Raw genomic sequence first — 16,070 nt, forward strand, 5'->3', positions numbered from 1 at the left:
CCCCAGTTCGACAATCTGATCCTGTCCTGCCAAGCGAAGCAGACCATCGTCAGCGTGTTGCCAGATCGGTTTTTTGTCCAGATGGGCGGGGCGCCCGCCACTCAATTCAGATCGAGTGTTGCACGCAAGATGCACTTCGCATCGCGAGGTCCCGAACGGGAACATCACATTGTCGCGCGCAATACCATTTGACGATCGGAACCGCCGCGGGCTTCAATCTCCATTAATAAATTGGGGGAAGCGAATGGCTGACGATGCCGATGTCATCGTGGTCGGCGGCGGGCTGGCCGGGCTGGTCGCCGCCACCGAAATCGCCGACGCGGGAAAGCGCGTCATCGTGCTCGACCAAGAGGGTGAACAGAACCTCGGCGGCCAGGCGTTCTGGTCGTTCGGCGGATTGTTCCTGGTCGATTCGCCGGAGCAGCGCCGGCTCGGCATCAGGGACTCCTATGACCTCGCGATGCAGGACTGGAGCGGCGCCGCCGGCTTCGACCGCGCCGACGATCACTGGCCGCGGCGCTGGGCCGAAGCCTATGTCGGCTTCGCCGCCGGCGAAAAGCGCGACTGGCTGCGCGCGATTGGCCACGGCAATTCGGTGCCGCGCTTCCATGTCACCTGGGGCACCGGGCCCGGCCTGCTGGAGCCGTTCGTACGCCGCGCCCGCGAGGCCGAAGCGCGGAGATTGCTGACCTTTAAATTCCGCCACCGCGTCGATGCCCTCTGCGTCACCGGCGGCACGGTGCATGGCGTCAGCGGTGCGATCCTGGAGCCAACGGAGGTGGCTCGCGGCGTCAGCAGTTCGCGCCATGGCGTTGGCGAGTTCGCGCTGCAGGCGGGCGCGATCCTGATCGCGTCCGGCGGCATCGGCGGAAACCACGCGTTGGTGCGGCAGAACTGGCCGGAGCGGCTCGGCCCCCCGCCGAAGCGGATGATCTCCGGCGTGCCCGAACATGTCGACGGCCGCATGATCGGCATCACCGAGGCGGCCGGCGCGCGGCTGATCAACCGCGACCGGATGTGGCATTATGTCGAGGGCATCGAGAACTGGAATCCGATCTGGCCGATGCATGGCATCCGCATCCTGCCGGGGCCGTCGTCGATGTGGTTCGACGCCACCGGCCGGCGGCTGCCGTCGCCGCTGTTCCCGGGCTCCGACACGCTCGGCCAGCTGCAGTACATCCAGTCTACCGGCCATGACTATTCCTGGTTCATCCTGACGCAGGCGATCATCAAGAAGGAGTTCGCGCTGTCGGGCTCCGAGCAGAACCCCGACCTCACCGGCAAGGACTGGCTGATGACGGCGCGCCGCGCCATCAACAAGGGCGCCCCGGCGCCGGTCGAGGCGTTCAAGGACAACGGCGTCGACTTCATCGTGCGCGACAATCTCGACGACCTCGTCGCGGCGATGAACGGCCTGACCGGCGATCACCTGCTCGACGTCCGCGAGATCCGCACGCAGATCGAGGCGCGCGACCGCAGCATGGCGAACCCTTACGTCAAGGACACGCAGGTGATGAACATCCACAACGCGCGAAAATATATCGGCGACCGCCTGATCCGCACCGCCAGGCCGCACCGCATCCTCGACCCCGCGCACGGCCCGCTGATCGCGGTGCGCCTCAACATCCTCACCCGCAAGACGCTGGGCGGTTTCGAGACCGATCTCGACGGCCGCGTGTTCGGCCAGCAAGGCGAGATCATGCCGGGGCTGTACGCGGCCGGCGAAGCCTCAGGCTTCGGCGGCGGCGGCATGCACGGCTACCGTTCGCTGGAAGGCACGTTTCTGGGAGGATGTTTGTTCTCGGGCCGCAATGCGGGACGTGCGGCGGCGAAGGCGGTGGGATAACCGCGCGCAAAAACTGGAGCGGACGGAGGGAATCGAACCCTCGTATGCAGCTTGGGAAGCTGCCGTTCTACCATTGAACTACGCCCGCATCTCGCGTCCCATGATCTAGCCGAGACCGGACGATCCGCCAAGTCACTTGATGGTGGGACGGCCGCACGCGCGAAAAGAGCTGGATTGCTTCGTCGTAAGGGCTCCTCGCCATGACGGCCGAGAGAGGGGTGGACAGCGGCAACACCGGTTAACCGGACCGCCAGATTCCAGATGACGACAGCCTTACCGATGCTCTAGCATCGATCTTGGAATGGCAGCGCGCGCATACAGTATCTTTGACACGTCGGTGGGCCGCTGCGGGATCGCATGGGGCCGGATCGGGATTGTCGGCGTGCGCCTGCCCGAAGTCCGCGAGATCGAGACACGGCGGCTGCTGCTGCTGCAGTTTCCCGAGGTCCGCGAGACCCGGCCACCGGAGGATATAGAGCAGGCCATCGAGGGCATCGCCACGCTGCTCGCCGGCACGCCCTGCGACCTCTCCGACGCACCGCTCGACATGGCCGGCGTGTCGCCATTCCATCGCCGGGTCTACGACACCGTCCGGCTGATCCCGTTCGGCCAGACCCGTACCTTTGCCGAACTGGCGGCACGGCTCGGCGCCGGCAGTGCCGTGCATGCGGTCGGCCAGGCGATCAACCGCAACCCGTTCGCCATCCTGGTGCCGTGCCACCGCACGCTGGTCACCGCCGGCCATACCTCGGGCTTCGCCGGCAATGCCGGCATCGTCACGCGGTCGCGGCTGCTCGGCATCGAGGGTGCGCTGGACGATCGCCGTCCGAACCTGTTCGACGCACTGCTGAGCGCCGCGCCGCCGCGCGCGCCGGGCTAACTTTACGACACAACCGGGCGCACCTCGGGCAGCGGACCCGGCTTCGGCCCCCACGGCGTCAGCAGCACGCTGAGCGCGGACAGCACGCCGAGCAGCACCATCGAGGCCGCCGCCAGCCAGAACAGGCCGAGACTGCCGGCGTCGATCAACAGCAGGTACCAGCCGCCGACAGCGATGAAGACCAGCCGCGCGGTCTGCGCCAGCACCGGGCCGAGCACTTTTGCGGCGCCCTGCGAGGAGAAGTAGGTTGCGGTCGCCAGGCCGATGAAGGCGTACATCGGCGCGGCAATGGCGAGATATTGCTGGCTGGCGGCGCGGACGGCGGCGTCGCGCGTGAACAAATTGACCCAGAGGTCCGGAAAGATCGCGATCAGCGTGCCGAGGCCGCCGACGGCGGCGAACGAGATCGCCGCCGCGGTCCAGGCGACGCGGCGCGCGCGGGCCACGCGACCGGCGCCGATCGCCATGCCGATCATCGGCACCGACGCGACACCGACCGCGAAGGCCAGCGTCACCAGCAGAAATTCCAGTCGCGCGCCGACGCCGTAGCCGGCCAGCACCTCGGTGCCGTAGCGCGCCAGCATGTGGGTGAAGATCGTGATCGTCAGCACCGACTGCAGCGGCGAGAAGCAGGCGATGGCGCCGACTTTCAGGATGTCGAAGAACATGCCGCGCTGGATGCGGAAGCCCGCGAGCTGCGGCCGCACCCGCGCGCGGCCGGAGAACACGTACCAGCCCATGATGACGGCGCCGATGCTGTAGGCGATCAGCGAGCCCGCGGCGACGCCCGGCATGCCGAACGACGGCACCGGTCCGAGGCCGAGACCCAGCACGCCGCCGAGGATGATCTGCAGCACTGCGGAGTTCAGCGTGATGGCCGAGGGCAGCTTCATGTTGCCGGTGCCGCGCAGGATGGCGGCAAAGGTATTCATCAGCCACGGGATCACGCCGCCGGCAAAGAAGATCGCGATATAGCCCGCGGCCTGCGACAGCACCTGCCCGCGACCGCCGAGCAGCTCCAGCAACGTCGTGCCAAAGGTGAGCATGCCGACGGTGAAGACCAGGCCAAGGCTGATTCCGATCAGCAGCGCATGCGCCGCCAGCGTCGAGGCCCGGTCACGGTCGCCAGCGCCCAGCGCGCGCGCAATCGCCGACGATACGCCGCCGCCCATCGCGCCGCCGGACATCGTCATGGTCAGGATCACGAACGGAAATACCAGCGCCATCGCGGCCAGCGCCTCGGTGCCGAGACGGCCGATATAGGAGGTCTCGGCGATCACCACGAGCGTGCCGGCCGACAGCGCCACGACATTAGGCCATGACAGACGCAGCAAGGTCGGCAGGATCGCGTGATCGAGCAGCGGATTTCTGGCAGGCGCCGCGAGGTCTGACAACGGCGCTTCAGCGCCCGGCACGGCCAAACCGGCAACGGCGATCTCGGACATGCGTTTCCCCGTGCGACCCGCGCTTGACGGCCGAGCGCACCTGTTCCTAGCATCGATCGGGAGCGATGCCATGCCTGCGCCGCGCATGGGCCGGCCGCGACCAGCGCATTCCGCGCGCCGACAGAATTCTGGCTCACGCCAAGTTCATGATGCGATCTGAACGATCTCGCAGGTGCCGCATTTTCTCAGCGCGATCAGAGGGAACCCGATGCGCAACAAATACGTTCTATCCGCCTGTCTGGTCGCTCTGGCGCTGCCGTTGGCGGCCTGCGAGCAAGCCACCCAGACGGCTGGCGAGGATTTTGGCGCTGCGCCAAAACTCGTCGAACCGGTCAAGTCGCTGGTCCCGACGGTCAGTATCGCCACCGCAACCGGCTGGCCGCAGGGCGCCAAGCCTGCCGCCGCCAGCGGGATGACCGTCAACGCCTTCGCCACCGGGCTCGATCATCCCCGCACGCTCTACACGCTACCGAATGGCGACGTGCTGGTCACGGAGACCAACGCGCCGCCGAAGCCGGCGGGCAGCATGAGCATCAAAGGCTGGGTGGCAGGGATGATCATGAAGCGCGCCGGCGCCGGCGTGCCCAGCGCCAACCGCATCTCGCTGTTGCGCGACACCGATGGCGACGGCGTGGCAGAAACCAAAACGGCATTTCTCGAAGGTTTGAATTCGCCGTTCGGCATGGCGCTGGTTGGCGATGAGTTCTTCGTCGCCAACGCCGACGCGGTCGTGAAATTCCCATACAAGACGGGCGACACCAGGATCCCCGCGCCAGCCGTAAAGGTCGCCGACCTGCCGGGCGGCCCGCTCAACCACCACTGGACCAAGGACCTCATCGCCAGCCCGGACGGCCGCAAGCTCTATGCCACCGTCGGCTCCAACAGCAATGTTGCGGAAAACGGCATGGAGGCGGAGAAGGACCGCGCCGGCATTCTGGAGATCGACCGCGTTACCGGCCAATCGCGCGTGTTCGCCTCCGGCTTGCGCAATCCGAACGGTCCCGCCTGGCAGCCGCAGACCGGCGAATTATGGGTCGTCGTCAACGAGCGTGACGAGATCGGCAGCGACATGGTGCCGGACTACATGACTTCGGTGAAGGATGGCGGATTCTACGGCTGGCCCTATAGCTGGTATGGCCAGCACGTCGATGTCCGCGTCAAGGAGCAGCGACCCGATCTGGTCGCCAAGGCGATCGTGCCGGACTATGCGCTGGGCGCGCATACCGCGTCTCTGGGCCTGGCGTTCAACACCAGCGACATCTTTCCCGCCAGCATGAAGAACGGCGCCTTCATCGGCCAGCACGGCTCATGGAATCGCAAGCCGCGCAGCGGCTACAAGGTGATCTTCGTGCCGTTCGAAAACGGCAAGCCTGCCGGCAAGCCGCAGGACGTGCTGACCGGCTTCGTCAATAAAGAGGGCGAGGCGCAGGGCCGCCCGGTCGGCCTCAGGCTCGACGGCAAGGGCGCGCTGCTGGTCGCTGACGACGTCGGCAATGTGGTGTGGCGGGTGACGCCGACAGCCGCCAAAGCGGCGTCGGCGGAGTAAAGCATCAAGGCTCGACATCCATCGAGGCCCTTCACGTTCTGGAGGGCCTTTTTGCACCCGGCAGCTCGCTGTATGCTGCCGGGGACGACATCGTGCCATCGCAAGGCGAATATCAGGAGTTGACGTGCGTCTTTTCGTGTTCGGACTTGGCTACAGCGTGCAGCATTTCATCGATCGTCACGCACAGCGTTTCACGACGATTTCGGGCACGGTTCGGACGGCGGAAAAGCGGGATGCGCTGCGCGGCTCACGCTGCACGCCGCTGCTGTTCAGCGGCGACCATGCCGATCCGGCCATTGCCGAACACCTCGCCGCTGCCGATGCTCTACTGGTTTCCGTGCCGCCCGGCGCATCCGGCGACCCGGTGCTTGCCGCCTACGGCCCGCAGATTGCAGCAAGCAGCTTGCAACGGGTCGTCTATCTCTCGACTATCGGCGTCTATGCCGACCATGGCGGCGACTGGATCGACGAGAGCGCGGCGATGTCCGGCGACGGGCGGCGGCGGCAGCGGATCGACGCCGAGGCGGCGTGGCTGGCTCAGCCGGGCGCACCAACCACGTCGCTGCGGCTCGCCGGCATCTACGGTCCCGGCCGCAATGCGCTGCTCAACCTCAAGGCCGGCACCGCGCGGCGCATCGTCAAGCCCGGCCAGGTGTTCAACCGCATTCATGTCGAGGATATTGCGCGCGCCATCGATGCGGCGTTCGCGAAGGATCAGGCCGGGATCTGGAACGTCTGCGACGACCAGCCGGGCCCGCCGCAGGATGTCATTGCCTATGCTGCCGAGCTGATGGGGATTGTTCCGCCGCCGGGACTGGCGTTCGACGACGCGGAGATGAGCCCGATGGCGCGCAGCTTCTACGCCACCAATAACCGGGTCTCGAATATCAGGATGAAGCAGGAGCTGGGCGTGGAACTCGCCTTTCCGAGCTATCGCGATGGACTGGCAGCGCTATGGCACGACGGAGAAGGCCGATAAGCGCCTCATAACGCAAACGCGGCGAACCTTTCGGTCCGCCGCGTTTCAGATCGCACAATAAGCGAAGCTTACTTCTCTTGTTCCATGGTCACGGCCACATCGGCATTGGCGGACAGGCGGACCTTGTCGCCCTCGACCTCGGCCACCAGGCTGCCGTCGATGAAGTGATGATGACCCTTGTGGTGGCCTTCGCCGCTGTCCTTCCTGGTCAGCTTGATGCGGCCGCCCTCGAAATGATCCACGGTGCCGACGTGAACGCCGTCGGCGCCGATTACTTCCATGTGCTCTTTGATGCCTGCGGTGCCGGTCATATCGAATTCCTTGAATGAGGTTGTGCGGGTGTAACGCGCGAGACCGGTCGCGGTTCAAATTAAAATGGAACCGGTCCACACACTCTCAAGGACGAAGCAAAATTGGAGCGCGGTTTGCCCTCATGTTTCGATGACATCGGGCCTGACGGTGGCAAAGCAGTCGGCAAGCACCCGGCGGCTAGACCTTGAAATGCTTCGACAGTTTCAGGCTCTGGCCCTGATAGTTCGAGCCGATGCGCTGGCCATAGAGCGCGTCGGGGCGCGACAGCATCCGCTCATAGACCAGACGGCCGACGATCTGGCCGTGCTCCAGGATGAACGGCACCTCGCGCGAACGCACTTCCAGCACGGCGCGCGAGCCCTTGCCCCCGGCGCCGTCATGGCCGAAGCCGGGATCGAAGAAGCCTGCGTAATGCACGCGGAACTCGCCGACCAAGGGATCGAACGGCACCATCTCAGCGGCATAGTCCGGCGGCACCTGGACGGCTTCCTTGGAGGCGAGGATGTAGAACTCGCCGGGATCGAGGATCAGCGTGCCGTCGGGCCGCGCCGCGATCGGCTCCCAGAACTCGTTCGCCGCATAGCCGGCACGACGGTCGATATCGACCACGCCGGTGTGGCGCTTGGCGCGGTAGCCCACGAAGCCGGTCTCGTTGTCGCCGGACAGATCGACCGAGAGCGCCACACCGTTGTTGAGGTCGGCGTCCTCGCTGTCCACCAGCGGCTCCATCGCATGGAGGTCTTCCAGCGCCTCGTTGTCGAGCAGCGCGTCGCCGACGCGAAAGCGGACCTGCGACAGCCGCGAACCCTCGCGCAGCAGCACCGGGAAAGTCTTCGGGCTGATCTCGGCGTATAGCGGACCGTGATAGCCGGCGCCGATCACGTCGAAGCGGCGGGTGCCATCCGCAATCACGCGGGTGAAGACATCGAGGCGGCCGGTCGAGCTCTTCGGATTGGCCGAGGCGAAGATCGAAGGCGGCAGCGCCAGGCTCTCGATCAGCGGCACGATGTAGACGCAGTTGGTTTCCAGTACCGCGCCGTCGGACAGGTCGATCTCGTGCAGCTTCAATTCGTCGATGCGCTGCGCAACGGTGGTATTCGGCCCCGGCAGAAAGCTGGCACGGACGCGGTAGGCAATGTCGCCGAGCCGCAGGTCGAGCGAGGCCGGCTGGATCTGGCTTTCCACGAACGGATACGCCGGCAGGATCAGGCCGGCATCGGCCATCGCCGCGATCATGCGGTCGGGCAGAATACCGTCGGCATCAACAGGCAGCGTGAAGGGCACAGAACTCATCCTTGTCGCATCGCGATGGGGAACGCAGAGAAAAACGCAATTTCATCGGTTATCCCACCCCCGGCTTGACGGAAAGGGCCGACCGGAATATCAGCAAGATTATCCCGTGGTGATTTGAGCCGGCCGGCTTGCAGCCACGTTAAACAAGTCGCTAAACAGGCCGGGGACCCATGTCCTTGTTAACATGTGATCCCGGCCGTTGGACCTTTGTCCAGGCCGGTTTTTTTGTGGCTGTTTTCACGGCCATAACTGGAGGTCACATGTCTGAGACGAAATCGCCCGCTTATCGCCCAGAGACCCGGCTGGTCCATGCCGGCATGCTGCGTTCGCAATTCGGCGAGACCTCAGAAGCGCTGTTCCTGACCCAGGGCTTCGTCTACGACACCGCCGAACAATGCGAGGCGCGCTTCAAGGGCGAGGAGCCCGGCTTCATCTATGCGCGGTTTTCCAACCCGAACATCTCGATGTTCGAGAGTCGCATGATCGACCTGGAGGGCGCCGAGGCCGCCCGCGCCACCGCCACCGGCATGGCCGCGGTCACGGCGGCCGTTCTCGCGCCACTGCGCATCGGCGATCACGTCGTCGCCTCGAAGCAGCTGTTCGGCTCGTGCCGCTACGTCATCGAGGACCTGCTGCCGCGCTACGGCATCGAGTTCACGCTGGTCGACGGGCTCGACCTCGACGCCTGGCAAAAGGCGATGCGCCCGAATACCAAGACCTGTTTTCTTGAGAGCCCGACCAATCCGACGCTCGACGTGCTCGACATTCCCGCCATTGCCGCGATAGCGCATGCCGGTGGCGCGCGGCTGATCGTCGACAACGTGTTCGCGACGCCGATCTGGCAGAGCCCGCTGTCGCTCGGCGCCGATGTCGTGGTGTATTCCGCGACCAAGCACATCGACGGCCAGGGAAGATGCCTCGGCGGCATCATCCTCGGCTCGAAGGACTTCATCGCCGAGCACATCCACAACTACCTGCGCCAGACCGGCCCCTCGATGTCGCCGTTCAACGCCTGGGTACTGGTGAAGGGGCTGGAGACGCTGTCGATCCGCGTCAGGCAGCAGACCGAGACCGCAGGCGCCCTCGCCGATGCGCTGGTTGCGCATCCGAAAATCACCCGGCTGATCTATCCCGGCCGCGCCGATCATCCGCAGGCCGCTTCGGTGAAGAAGCAGATGCGCGCCGGCTCGACGCTGATAGGTTTCGAAATCGACGGCGGCAAGGCGGCGGCGTTCCGCTTTCTCAACGAGCTGAAGCTGACGCGGATTTCCAACAATCTCGGCGATGCCAAGAGCCTGATCACGCACCCCGCCACCACCACGCATCAGCGGCTGCCGATCGAGGCGCGCGCCGAACTGGGGATCAGCGAAGGGTTCGTGCGATTCTCGACGGGGCTCGAGCACAAGGACGATCTGCTCGAAGACATGGAAGCTGCGCTCAAGAAGGCGTGAGGCGGCAACACTCTGTCATCCCGGCCAAGCGAGCAACGCGAACGCCGAGCCGGGACGACAACGAGGATAACTACAGCGGCTTCTGCGCCTGCTGGGTGTTGGCGGGTACATTGACGCCGTACTTGATCTGGCCGACGGACTTGATGATGTTGTCGCCGAGCAACTGCGCAAAGCAGGCATAGCCCCAGTCGTTCATGTGCAGCCCGTCGGCGATGACGAAGCTGTCGAACGCCATCGACTGGCCTTCATGCCATTCGCGCATCACCTCGAACCGCGGGAAGACGCCGACATGGCGAAGCGCGGCCACCTTGTTGAGCAGCGCGATCATCTTGCTGGCGCTTTCCGGCTTGGCATTCACCGCCGGTGAGTATTGCGGGTCAACCAGCACCAGATCGGCGCCGCTGGCCTGGATGCGGCCGATGCCGTCCTCGATCATCTTGGCGGTCTCGCCGGGATCGAGATTGCGCAGCACCGCATTGGTCCCGACCTGCCAGATCACCAGGTCCGGCTTGGCATTGATGACCTCGGCCTGCAGCCGCGCCATCATCTCGGGTGCGTCTTCGCCGCCCTTGCCGCGATTCAGCACCGTGATGTCGGCGTCGGGATAGGCGCGCTTCAACTGCGCCGCCAGCCGGTTCGGATAGGTAAATTCCGGCGCCGTCGAGCCATAGCCCTCGGTGGAGGACGAGCCGAAGGCCACGATCACCACCGGCTCGCCAAACGCCAGCTTGCCGGCGACATGCGGCAGCGCGCCTATGGCCTGCGCCCCGCCCTTCGGCGCGCGGCAGGGCACACGGCTGAATATGTCGGTCGCCGACTTTGCGACTTCCTTGACCTTGTCGACCGCTTTGGCCGCGATGCCTTTTTTTACTGCGTCGGGCTCATTGGACGCGATCGTCGCCGCGGACGCGCCTTCGGCCAGCACGGGCGACAGCGGGGTCGACAGCAAAAGCGAGAACACGACGAGAGGGGCAATCGCGTGACGGGGAAAATGGCCTAACTCAAACATTAACGCTGAATCCTCAACTCCGCTGGCTTGATCTGGGCAGCCTCGATCACAAAGGTCGATAGCGCGCGCGCCAGGCATTCATGGACACGTTTGGCCATTGCGAGGCCGGGCGACGCGCTGAACAGATCAAAATCACCCGACTCGTTCCATTGCCGCATGATGGCGAAGCGATCGAACAGCGGAGTGTCGTGCTGCTGCGCCACCACCCTCATATTATCTAGGTACGCCGAGCCGGAAATCATCGTCTCGGTCCGTGGACTGTACTGCAAATTCATTAAAACAACGTCGGCTCCGGCAGCCCTGATCGCCGCCACCCCTTCGTCGAGGGCGTTGCGGAAGTCTTCGGCGTCGACCGAGCGCATCGCGTCATAGGTACCGGTCTGCCAGACCACCAGATCCGGCTTGCGCTTTGCAACGAGGGGACCCAGCGTCGGCGCCAGTTCCTCGGCGGTTTTCTTGACTTGCAGTTCCAGCGTGACATTGGTTTCGACGCTCGGCAGCCTTTCGCGCAGAGCCACCTGCAGCCGGCCCGGATAGCCTGCGGCGGCATCCGTCGCACCCACCACCGAGGAGCGGCTACCGACCACCAGAATATTCAGCCGGCCGCCGGGCTTGATCGCGCTGGCGACTTTCGGCAGACCGCTTTCCGAGGTCAGAAGATAGGCGGGCACGTCGCAGGAAGGCGCCGCCGGGGCCGCATCTTCGGCGCGCAGGGGGGCTGCGGCCAATAGGCCGGCCAGCATCGTAAGCCAGATCGGCCTCATGCGCCGCCTCCCGCAAAATCCGCGTCGGCGCTTTTCGCGCGCTTTCCGCCCTTGCCTGCAACGTGCTTGTACCACGAAAACACCCAGGCAGCGCCCGACATGATGACAATGCCGAGAATACTGACCATCAGATGCATCCAGGGACCTCCCGCAACCTCGGCGAGCACGAAGTGGCCCGCAAAGGCTAGGAACACGCCGATGCAAAAAATCTCCAGCGAATGCTGCCCGCACAATACCATCGGCCGCAGCCAGCGCGATTTCAGCCCCGGCCAGTCCTTCTTCAGGAAGCGAACGGTAATGGCTGCGAGCGCCAGGAAGTGTGCGAAGCGGAGCACGTCGAGGTCGGTCTTGTTGATCGGGTACATCCACCGCTCGATGAAACGGGGCAGCAGATGATGGATCTGCGGGATGTACCAGGTCAACGTCACCCAGAATGCCGCCAGCAGATAGGCGACGCATATCCACAGCGTGACCTGCGAGGACAGAATTCTGGACATCCGCCTGGCGCCGCCGAGCGCGCACCAGGCGCCGAACACGAACAAAAGCTGCCAGGCGAACGGGTTGAACGCCCACACCCCGTTCGGATAGGCCGACAGATAGAGGTCGAACTCCCAGGTCAAGGCATACAGCACCACCGAGAGCGCCAGCGTGAGGTCCGCCCGGCGCTGCATCAGCCATAAAATGGGCGGCAGGAACAGCATCAACACGATATATAGCGGCAATACGTCCATGTTCACCGGACGAAATTTCAGCAGCAGCGCCTGAACGATGGTCACATCCGGCTGCTTGAGGAAGTCGAGAATGCCCATTTCCTCGGAATAAAGCGGGTTCTCGAAGTGGGTCGCGACGTAGGAGATCTCGGCCAGGAAGATCGTGAACAGAAAGACGTGCGCGACATAGATCTGCCAGACCCGCTTCAGGATCCGCGCCGAGGCCACCACCGTGCCCTGCTCCAGCATCGCGCGGCCATAGACGAAGGCCGCGGTGTAGCCGGAGATGAAGATGAAGATCTCGGTGGCGTCCGAGAAGCCGTAATTGCGGATCGTGAACCAGGTCAGGATGTTCGGCGGCAGATGGTCGATGAAAATCAGCCACAGCGCCAGCCCGCGGAACAAATCGAGCCGAAGCTCGCGTTCGCCGGCGACCGGGAAAGACACCGCGTCTGCACGATGTTTGACCGTTTCGGAAGTCCGCGCCGGTTCCGCGGCGATAGGCTCGGCAATAGAGGTCATCAGGCAGGGCTCAACGGGTTCGACTCGCTTTGGCGTTGGTCATCACTGGAAGGCAGGACCGCAGTATGCAAGTCAATTACTCGCGCGGTAAGGCTGCCTCCGCTCTTTCGCGCAGCAAGACACGGTATTGTCGAACTATGTTAAAACGGCGATGCCGGATGCGGTCGATTTGGCGCGGCCCTTGGTTTTCGCTATGATCCGCCAATCATCTGGACGAAGACATTGCCATGTACCGCGCCATAACCCGCCACATCGAAGTCACCGTCGAGCCGAACTTCCTGCCGGAACGTTCGTCGCTGGAGAAGCGTCAGTTTTTCTGGTCCTACACGGTGGTCATCACCAATTCCGGCGCCGAGACTGTGCAGCTCAAGACCCGGCACTGGCTGATCACCGATGCCGCCGGCCGGATGCAGGAGATCCGCGGCGAAGGCGTGGTGGGCGAACAGCCCGTGCTGGCCCCCGGCGAACGCTTCGAATACACCTCCGGCGTGCCGCTGCCGACCGCCTCCGGCTTCATGGAGGGCACCTACCAGATGGTCACCGATAGCGGCGAACCCTTCAATATTGACGTCCCCGCGTTTTCACTGGACGGCCCGGACAGCAGGCGCACGCTGAACTAGGCGGCCGGTCGCCCGAGAGCCAACCTTGCATTGCTGCCCAGGGCTACGGGGCAGCCCCAATCCCGCATGACGGCAAAGCTCGACGCCGTGCCGAAGAATGCTGCTTTGTTCTTCCGGAACGAACAGGGGACGGTATTTTCGTGAGGTCGAGAGGTTAAAACTTCCTGTCGATCCGACGATGCTGCGCAACAAATCCCGCCATCAACACGCCGGGCAGTCGTCGTTGAGGCCATCGAGAAATTCATCCAGCGCTTCGACGGATTTTGCCTTGCTCTTGCCGAGCAGCGGATCGGCGGCGGCCAGCGCGTGGGCATAGTCGATCGCGGCATGGTGAAATCGCAATCGCATGAAGCCGTGCTCGGCGCACGGCGAAATGGCGTGGCTGTGCAGCAGGATGCGGGTTGCCCAGACATCCGGTGATTCGGGCTGTCCCGCCTTCCTGGGAGCAGGCTTGCGGCCGACGGGTTTGACGGACGACTTCGCGGTGTTTTTTGCAGGGCTCGGCATCTGATCGGCTCCTCCGGGAGCGGATGAATCGCCGGGATCGCGGATGGTTCCGGCGCGGCATCCTATTGCAGCGTCAACCGGGCTTCCTCGATCAATGGCCGACCCGCGAAGCCAGCCGTGCGCGCGGTGACGGCCGCCGGCTGCGTCAGGCCGATCCATTCGATGGCGTCGTGCGCGGCCATCGGACGGCTGAGGAAGTAGCCCTGCATCAACGGGCAGCCAAGGTCCTGCAGCTTGCGCAGGTCTTCCGCGCTCTCGATGCCTTCCGCCACCACCTCGAACTTGAACGACTGCGCGAGATTGAGCACCGCCTGCACCAGCGCCTGGTTTTCCGCAGAGCCGGAAATGCCGGTCACGAAGCCGCGGTCGATCTTGACGCGATTGACGTGCAACTGCCTGAGGGCACCGAGCGAGGAATAGCCGACGCCGAAATCGTCGATCGTAATCTGCACGCCGGCGGCGGACAGTGCACCGAGCTTGCCTTGTACGGCCTGGACGTTCATGGCGGTCTCTTCGGTAATCTCGATCTCCAGCATCGCCGGCGGCAGCTCGTCCTTGCTGAGTTTCGCCAGCACCAGTTCGTCGATATCCACCTGCAGCATTTCGCGGGGCGAGACGTTCATCGCCAGCCGGACATGGGGCAATCCCATCGCCTGCAAGGCTCGCATCATGCCGCAGACCTCTTTCAGGATGAAGCGAATCAGCGGCTCGGACAGCCCCGCCAGCGAGGCGACCGCGACGATTTCCTGCGGCGGAATCCAGCCCAGCTTGGGATGTTTCCAGCGCACCAGCGCCTCGAAACTGTTCAGACTGCGGCCCCCATCGCCGAGAATCGGCTGATACCAGACCTCGAGCGCGTCGTCCGCCAACGCCTTGCCGAGATCCCGTTCGACGTCGCGGCGCATGTCCAGACGGGCACGCAGCCCGTCGTCGAACACATGGTAGCGGTTGCGTCCACCGCTCTTGGCGGCATAGAGCGCCGCGTCGGCGCATACCAGCATCTCGTCGATATCGACGCGCGGCTGCGCACAGAGCCCGATGCTGATTCCAACGCGCCCCTTGTCGAGCGCCGAGAACGGGCCGGCAATGATGCCGATCAGCCGGGCCGCCAGCGCCTCCGCCTCATCGGCAACCGCGATCGGAAACAACATCGCAAATTCATCGCCGCCGAGTCGCGCCACCAGGAAGCGGGCCGACAGATCCTGGCGCAGCCTGGCTGCGACCTCGATCAGCAAATTGTCGCCGGCGCGATGGCCGAAGGCATCGTTGATCGACTTGAAGCCATCGAGATCGAGCAGCATCAAACAGAAGCCTAGCGCATTGTCGTGGGTGCAGCCGCGCGCCTCGTCGAGAAAACCGCTGCGATTGAGCAAGCCGGTCAACGCATCGTGCGAGGCGCGGTGGCGCATCTCTTCGGCGACGCCGGTCGCCTGGTCATTGGCGATCTCCAGCGAACGTGAAATCGCCGTCGCCTGATTCTTCAGCCGGCTGTTTTCGATAAAGGCCGTCTCGCTGTCGCGCGACGAGCGGATCAGCGCGAACAGATACAAGAGTATCGTGGCGGCGAGACAGTTGCGATCGAAGCCGCCGGCATAAAGCAGGCCGCCGATGGCGCCCAGCAAGGGTGGCGTGATGAAGGAGATCGGAATCGGCGAATAGGCAAAGCCATGGGTCACGGAGCCGGCGGTGATGCCGCACTGGATCGCGATATAGAACAGGGTCTGCGGCGAGGTGTAGCCGTCGCACAGGATCGCAATCAGCGCCCAGACCGATCCGCCCGACAGCGCCATCACCCAGTGCGCCAGCAGGTGCTGATCGACCGACCAGCCTCGCCCGTCGAGCTCTGATGGCAATGGCATCCGCGCCAGGACCGCGCGCAGCAGGTTGACGGAACTGGAGGCGGCGAACCAGGCCAGGCCTTCCGCGCCGAGGCCGGCATGCCAGGCCACCAGCACCGACGCAATCCCGAGCATGACATTCACCGGGATCGACATCAGCACGGTGCGACGCACCGCGAGCAACTGGTCGCCCCGTATCCGCGACTGCAGAGACGTGTCCCCGGTCGCGGCCACAGCAACATCTTCGGAGATCTTCATGGGATGCAGGGCGAACATGGAACAAATTCTAGGCGGGAACCGGTTAAGGTATGTGAATAGGCTTGCGGTATTATAGGGTGCGGTTAACGC

Annotated in this window: 14 protein-coding genes, 1 tRNA gene and 1 riboswitch; of the genes, 6 read left to right on the forward strand and 9 right to left on the reverse strand. The window is 64.5% G+C overall.

Features of this window, described 5'->3' with window-relative positions:
* Positions 1–244 precede the first annotated feature (244 nt).
* Positions 245–1,846, forward strand: a complete 1,602-nt coding sequence (locus tag FIU28_RS00280; RefSeq protein WP_143571125.1) for an FAD-binding dehydrogenase — start codon at positions 245–247, stop codon at positions 1,844–1,846.
* A gap of 14 nt (positions 1,847–1,860) precedes the next feature.
* On the opposite strand, the gene FIU28_RS00285 is transcribed toward FIU28_RS00280, so the two are convergent.
* A tRNA-Gly gene (locus tag FIU28_RS00285) sits at positions 1,861–1,934 on the reverse strand.
* A 294-nt stretch (positions 1,935–2,228) separates the two neighbouring features.
* Between FIU28_RS00285 and FIU28_RS00290 the strand changes: the two genes are divergently transcribed.
* On the forward strand, positions 2,229–2,726 hold the full coding sequence (locus FIU28_RS00290; RefSeq protein ID WP_368039325.1) for a methylated-DNA--[protein]-cysteine S-methyltransferase: 498 nt from the start codon (positions 2,229–2,231) through the stop codon (positions 2,724–2,726).
* A 2-nt stretch (positions 2,727–2,728) separates the two neighbouring features.
* On the opposite strand, the gene FIU28_RS00295 is transcribed toward FIU28_RS00290, so the two are convergent.
* Positions 2,729–4,171 (reverse strand): MATE family efflux transporter, encoded by a 1,443-nt coding sequence (locus FIU28_RS00295; RefSeq protein ID WP_143571127.1) that lies wholly within the window; start codon positions 4,169–4,171, stop codon positions 2,729–2,731.
* A 208-nt stretch (positions 4,172–4,379) separates the two neighbouring features.
* On the opposite strand from FIU28_RS00295, the gene FIU28_RS00300 reads away from it, so the two are divergent.
* Both FIU28_RS00300 and FIU28_RS00305 read left to right on the forward strand, forming a co-directional pair.
* A complete protein-coding gene (locus FIU28_RS00300; protein WP_143571128.1) occupies positions 4,380–5,717 on the forward strand; it encodes a PQQ-dependent sugar dehydrogenase in 1,338 nt (445 codons plus the stop codon).
* Positions 5,718–5,841: 124 nt separating this feature from the next.
* Positions 5,842–6,696, forward strand: coding sequence for an SDR family oxidoreductase (locus tag FIU28_RS00305; protein WP_143571129.1), 855 nt, complete (start codon positions 5,842–5,844; stop codon positions 6,694–6,696).
* A gap of 68 nt (positions 6,697–6,764) precedes the next feature.
* On the opposite strand, the gene FIU28_RS00310 is transcribed toward FIU28_RS00305, so the two are convergent.
* Positions 6,765–7,007 (reverse strand): DUF2171 domain-containing protein, encoded by a 243-nt coding sequence (locus FIU28_RS00310; RefSeq protein WP_143571130.1) that lies wholly within the window; start codon positions 7,005–7,007, stop codon positions 6,765–6,767.
* A gap of 178 nt (positions 7,008–7,185) precedes the next feature.
* Positions 7,186–8,292: a 2'-deoxycytidine 5'-triphosphate deaminase gene (locus tag FIU28_RS00315; RefSeq protein WP_143575962.1), complete on the reverse strand. Its 1,107-nt coding sequence runs from the start codon at positions 8,290–8,292 to the stop codon at positions 7,186–7,188.
* Positions 8,293–8,397: 105 nt separating this feature from the next.
* Positions 8,398–8,477, forward strand: a riboswitch (SAM riboswitch).
* An 84-nt stretch (positions 8,478–8,561) separates the two neighbouring features.
* On the opposite strand from FIU28_RS00315, the gene FIU28_RS00320 reads away from it, so the two are divergent.
* The gene (locus tag FIU28_RS00320; protein ID WP_143571131.1) at positions 8,562–9,752 is read left to right on the forward strand and encodes an O-succinylhomoserine sulfhydrylase; all 1,191 of its coding nucleotides are present in this window, start codon (positions 8,562–8,564) and stop codon (positions 9,750–9,752) included.
* 70 nt (positions 9,753–9,822) lie between these two features.
* Here FIU28_RS00320 and FIU28_RS00325 read toward each other — a convergent pair whose 3' ends face one another.
* The 3 genes from FIU28_RS00325 to FIU28_RS00335 are packed head-to-tail and all read right to left on the reverse strand — an operon-like array spanning position 9,823 to position 12,757.
* Positions 9,823–10,761 (reverse strand): SGNH/GDSL hydrolase family protein, encoded by a 939-nt coding sequence (locus tag FIU28_RS00325; protein ID WP_143571132.1) that lies wholly within the window; start codon positions 10,759–10,761, stop codon positions 9,823–9,825.
* Complete coding sequence (locus tag FIU28_RS00330) at positions 10,761–11,504, reverse strand: SGNH/GDSL hydrolase family protein (protein ID WP_441351260.1); 744 nt, start codon at positions 11,502–11,504, stop codon at positions 10,761–10,763. The genes FIU28_RS00325 and FIU28_RS00330 overlap by 1 nt, the downstream gene beginning before the upstream one ends.
* Positions 11,505–11,521: 17 nt before the next feature.
* Positions 11,522–12,757, reverse strand: a complete 1,236-nt coding sequence (locus FIU28_RS00335; RefSeq protein WP_143571134.1) for an OpgC domain-containing protein — start codon at positions 12,755–12,757, stop codon at positions 11,522–11,524.
* Between the two features lie 227 nt (positions 12,758–12,984).
* Here FIU28_RS00335 and apaG point away from each other — a divergent pair, with 227 nt between their 5' ends.
* Entirely contained in the window at positions 12,985–13,377 is a 393-nt protein-coding gene (apaG, locus tag FIU28_RS00340; RefSeq protein WP_143571135.1) for a Co2+/Mg2+ efflux protein ApaG, read from the forward strand.
* 201 nt (positions 13,378–13,578) lie between these two features.
* On the opposite strand, the gene FIU28_RS00345 is transcribed toward apaG, so the two are convergent.
* Entirely contained in the window at positions 13,579–13,884 is a 306-nt protein-coding gene (locus tag FIU28_RS00345; RefSeq protein ID WP_143571136.1) for a hypothetical protein, read from the reverse strand.
* 62 nt (positions 13,885–13,946) lie between these two features.
* A complete protein-coding gene (locus FIU28_RS00350; RefSeq protein WP_246660827.1) occupies positions 13,947–15,998 on the reverse strand; it encodes a putative bifunctional diguanylate cyclase/phosphodiesterase in 2,052 nt (683 codons plus the stop codon).
* Positions 15,999–16,070 lie beyond the last annotated feature (72 nt).

It is taken from the genome of Tardiphaga sp. vice154 (assembly GCF_007018645.1).
Lineage (GTDB): Bacteria > Pseudomonadota > Alphaproteobacteria > Rhizobiales > Xanthobacteraceae > Tardiphaga.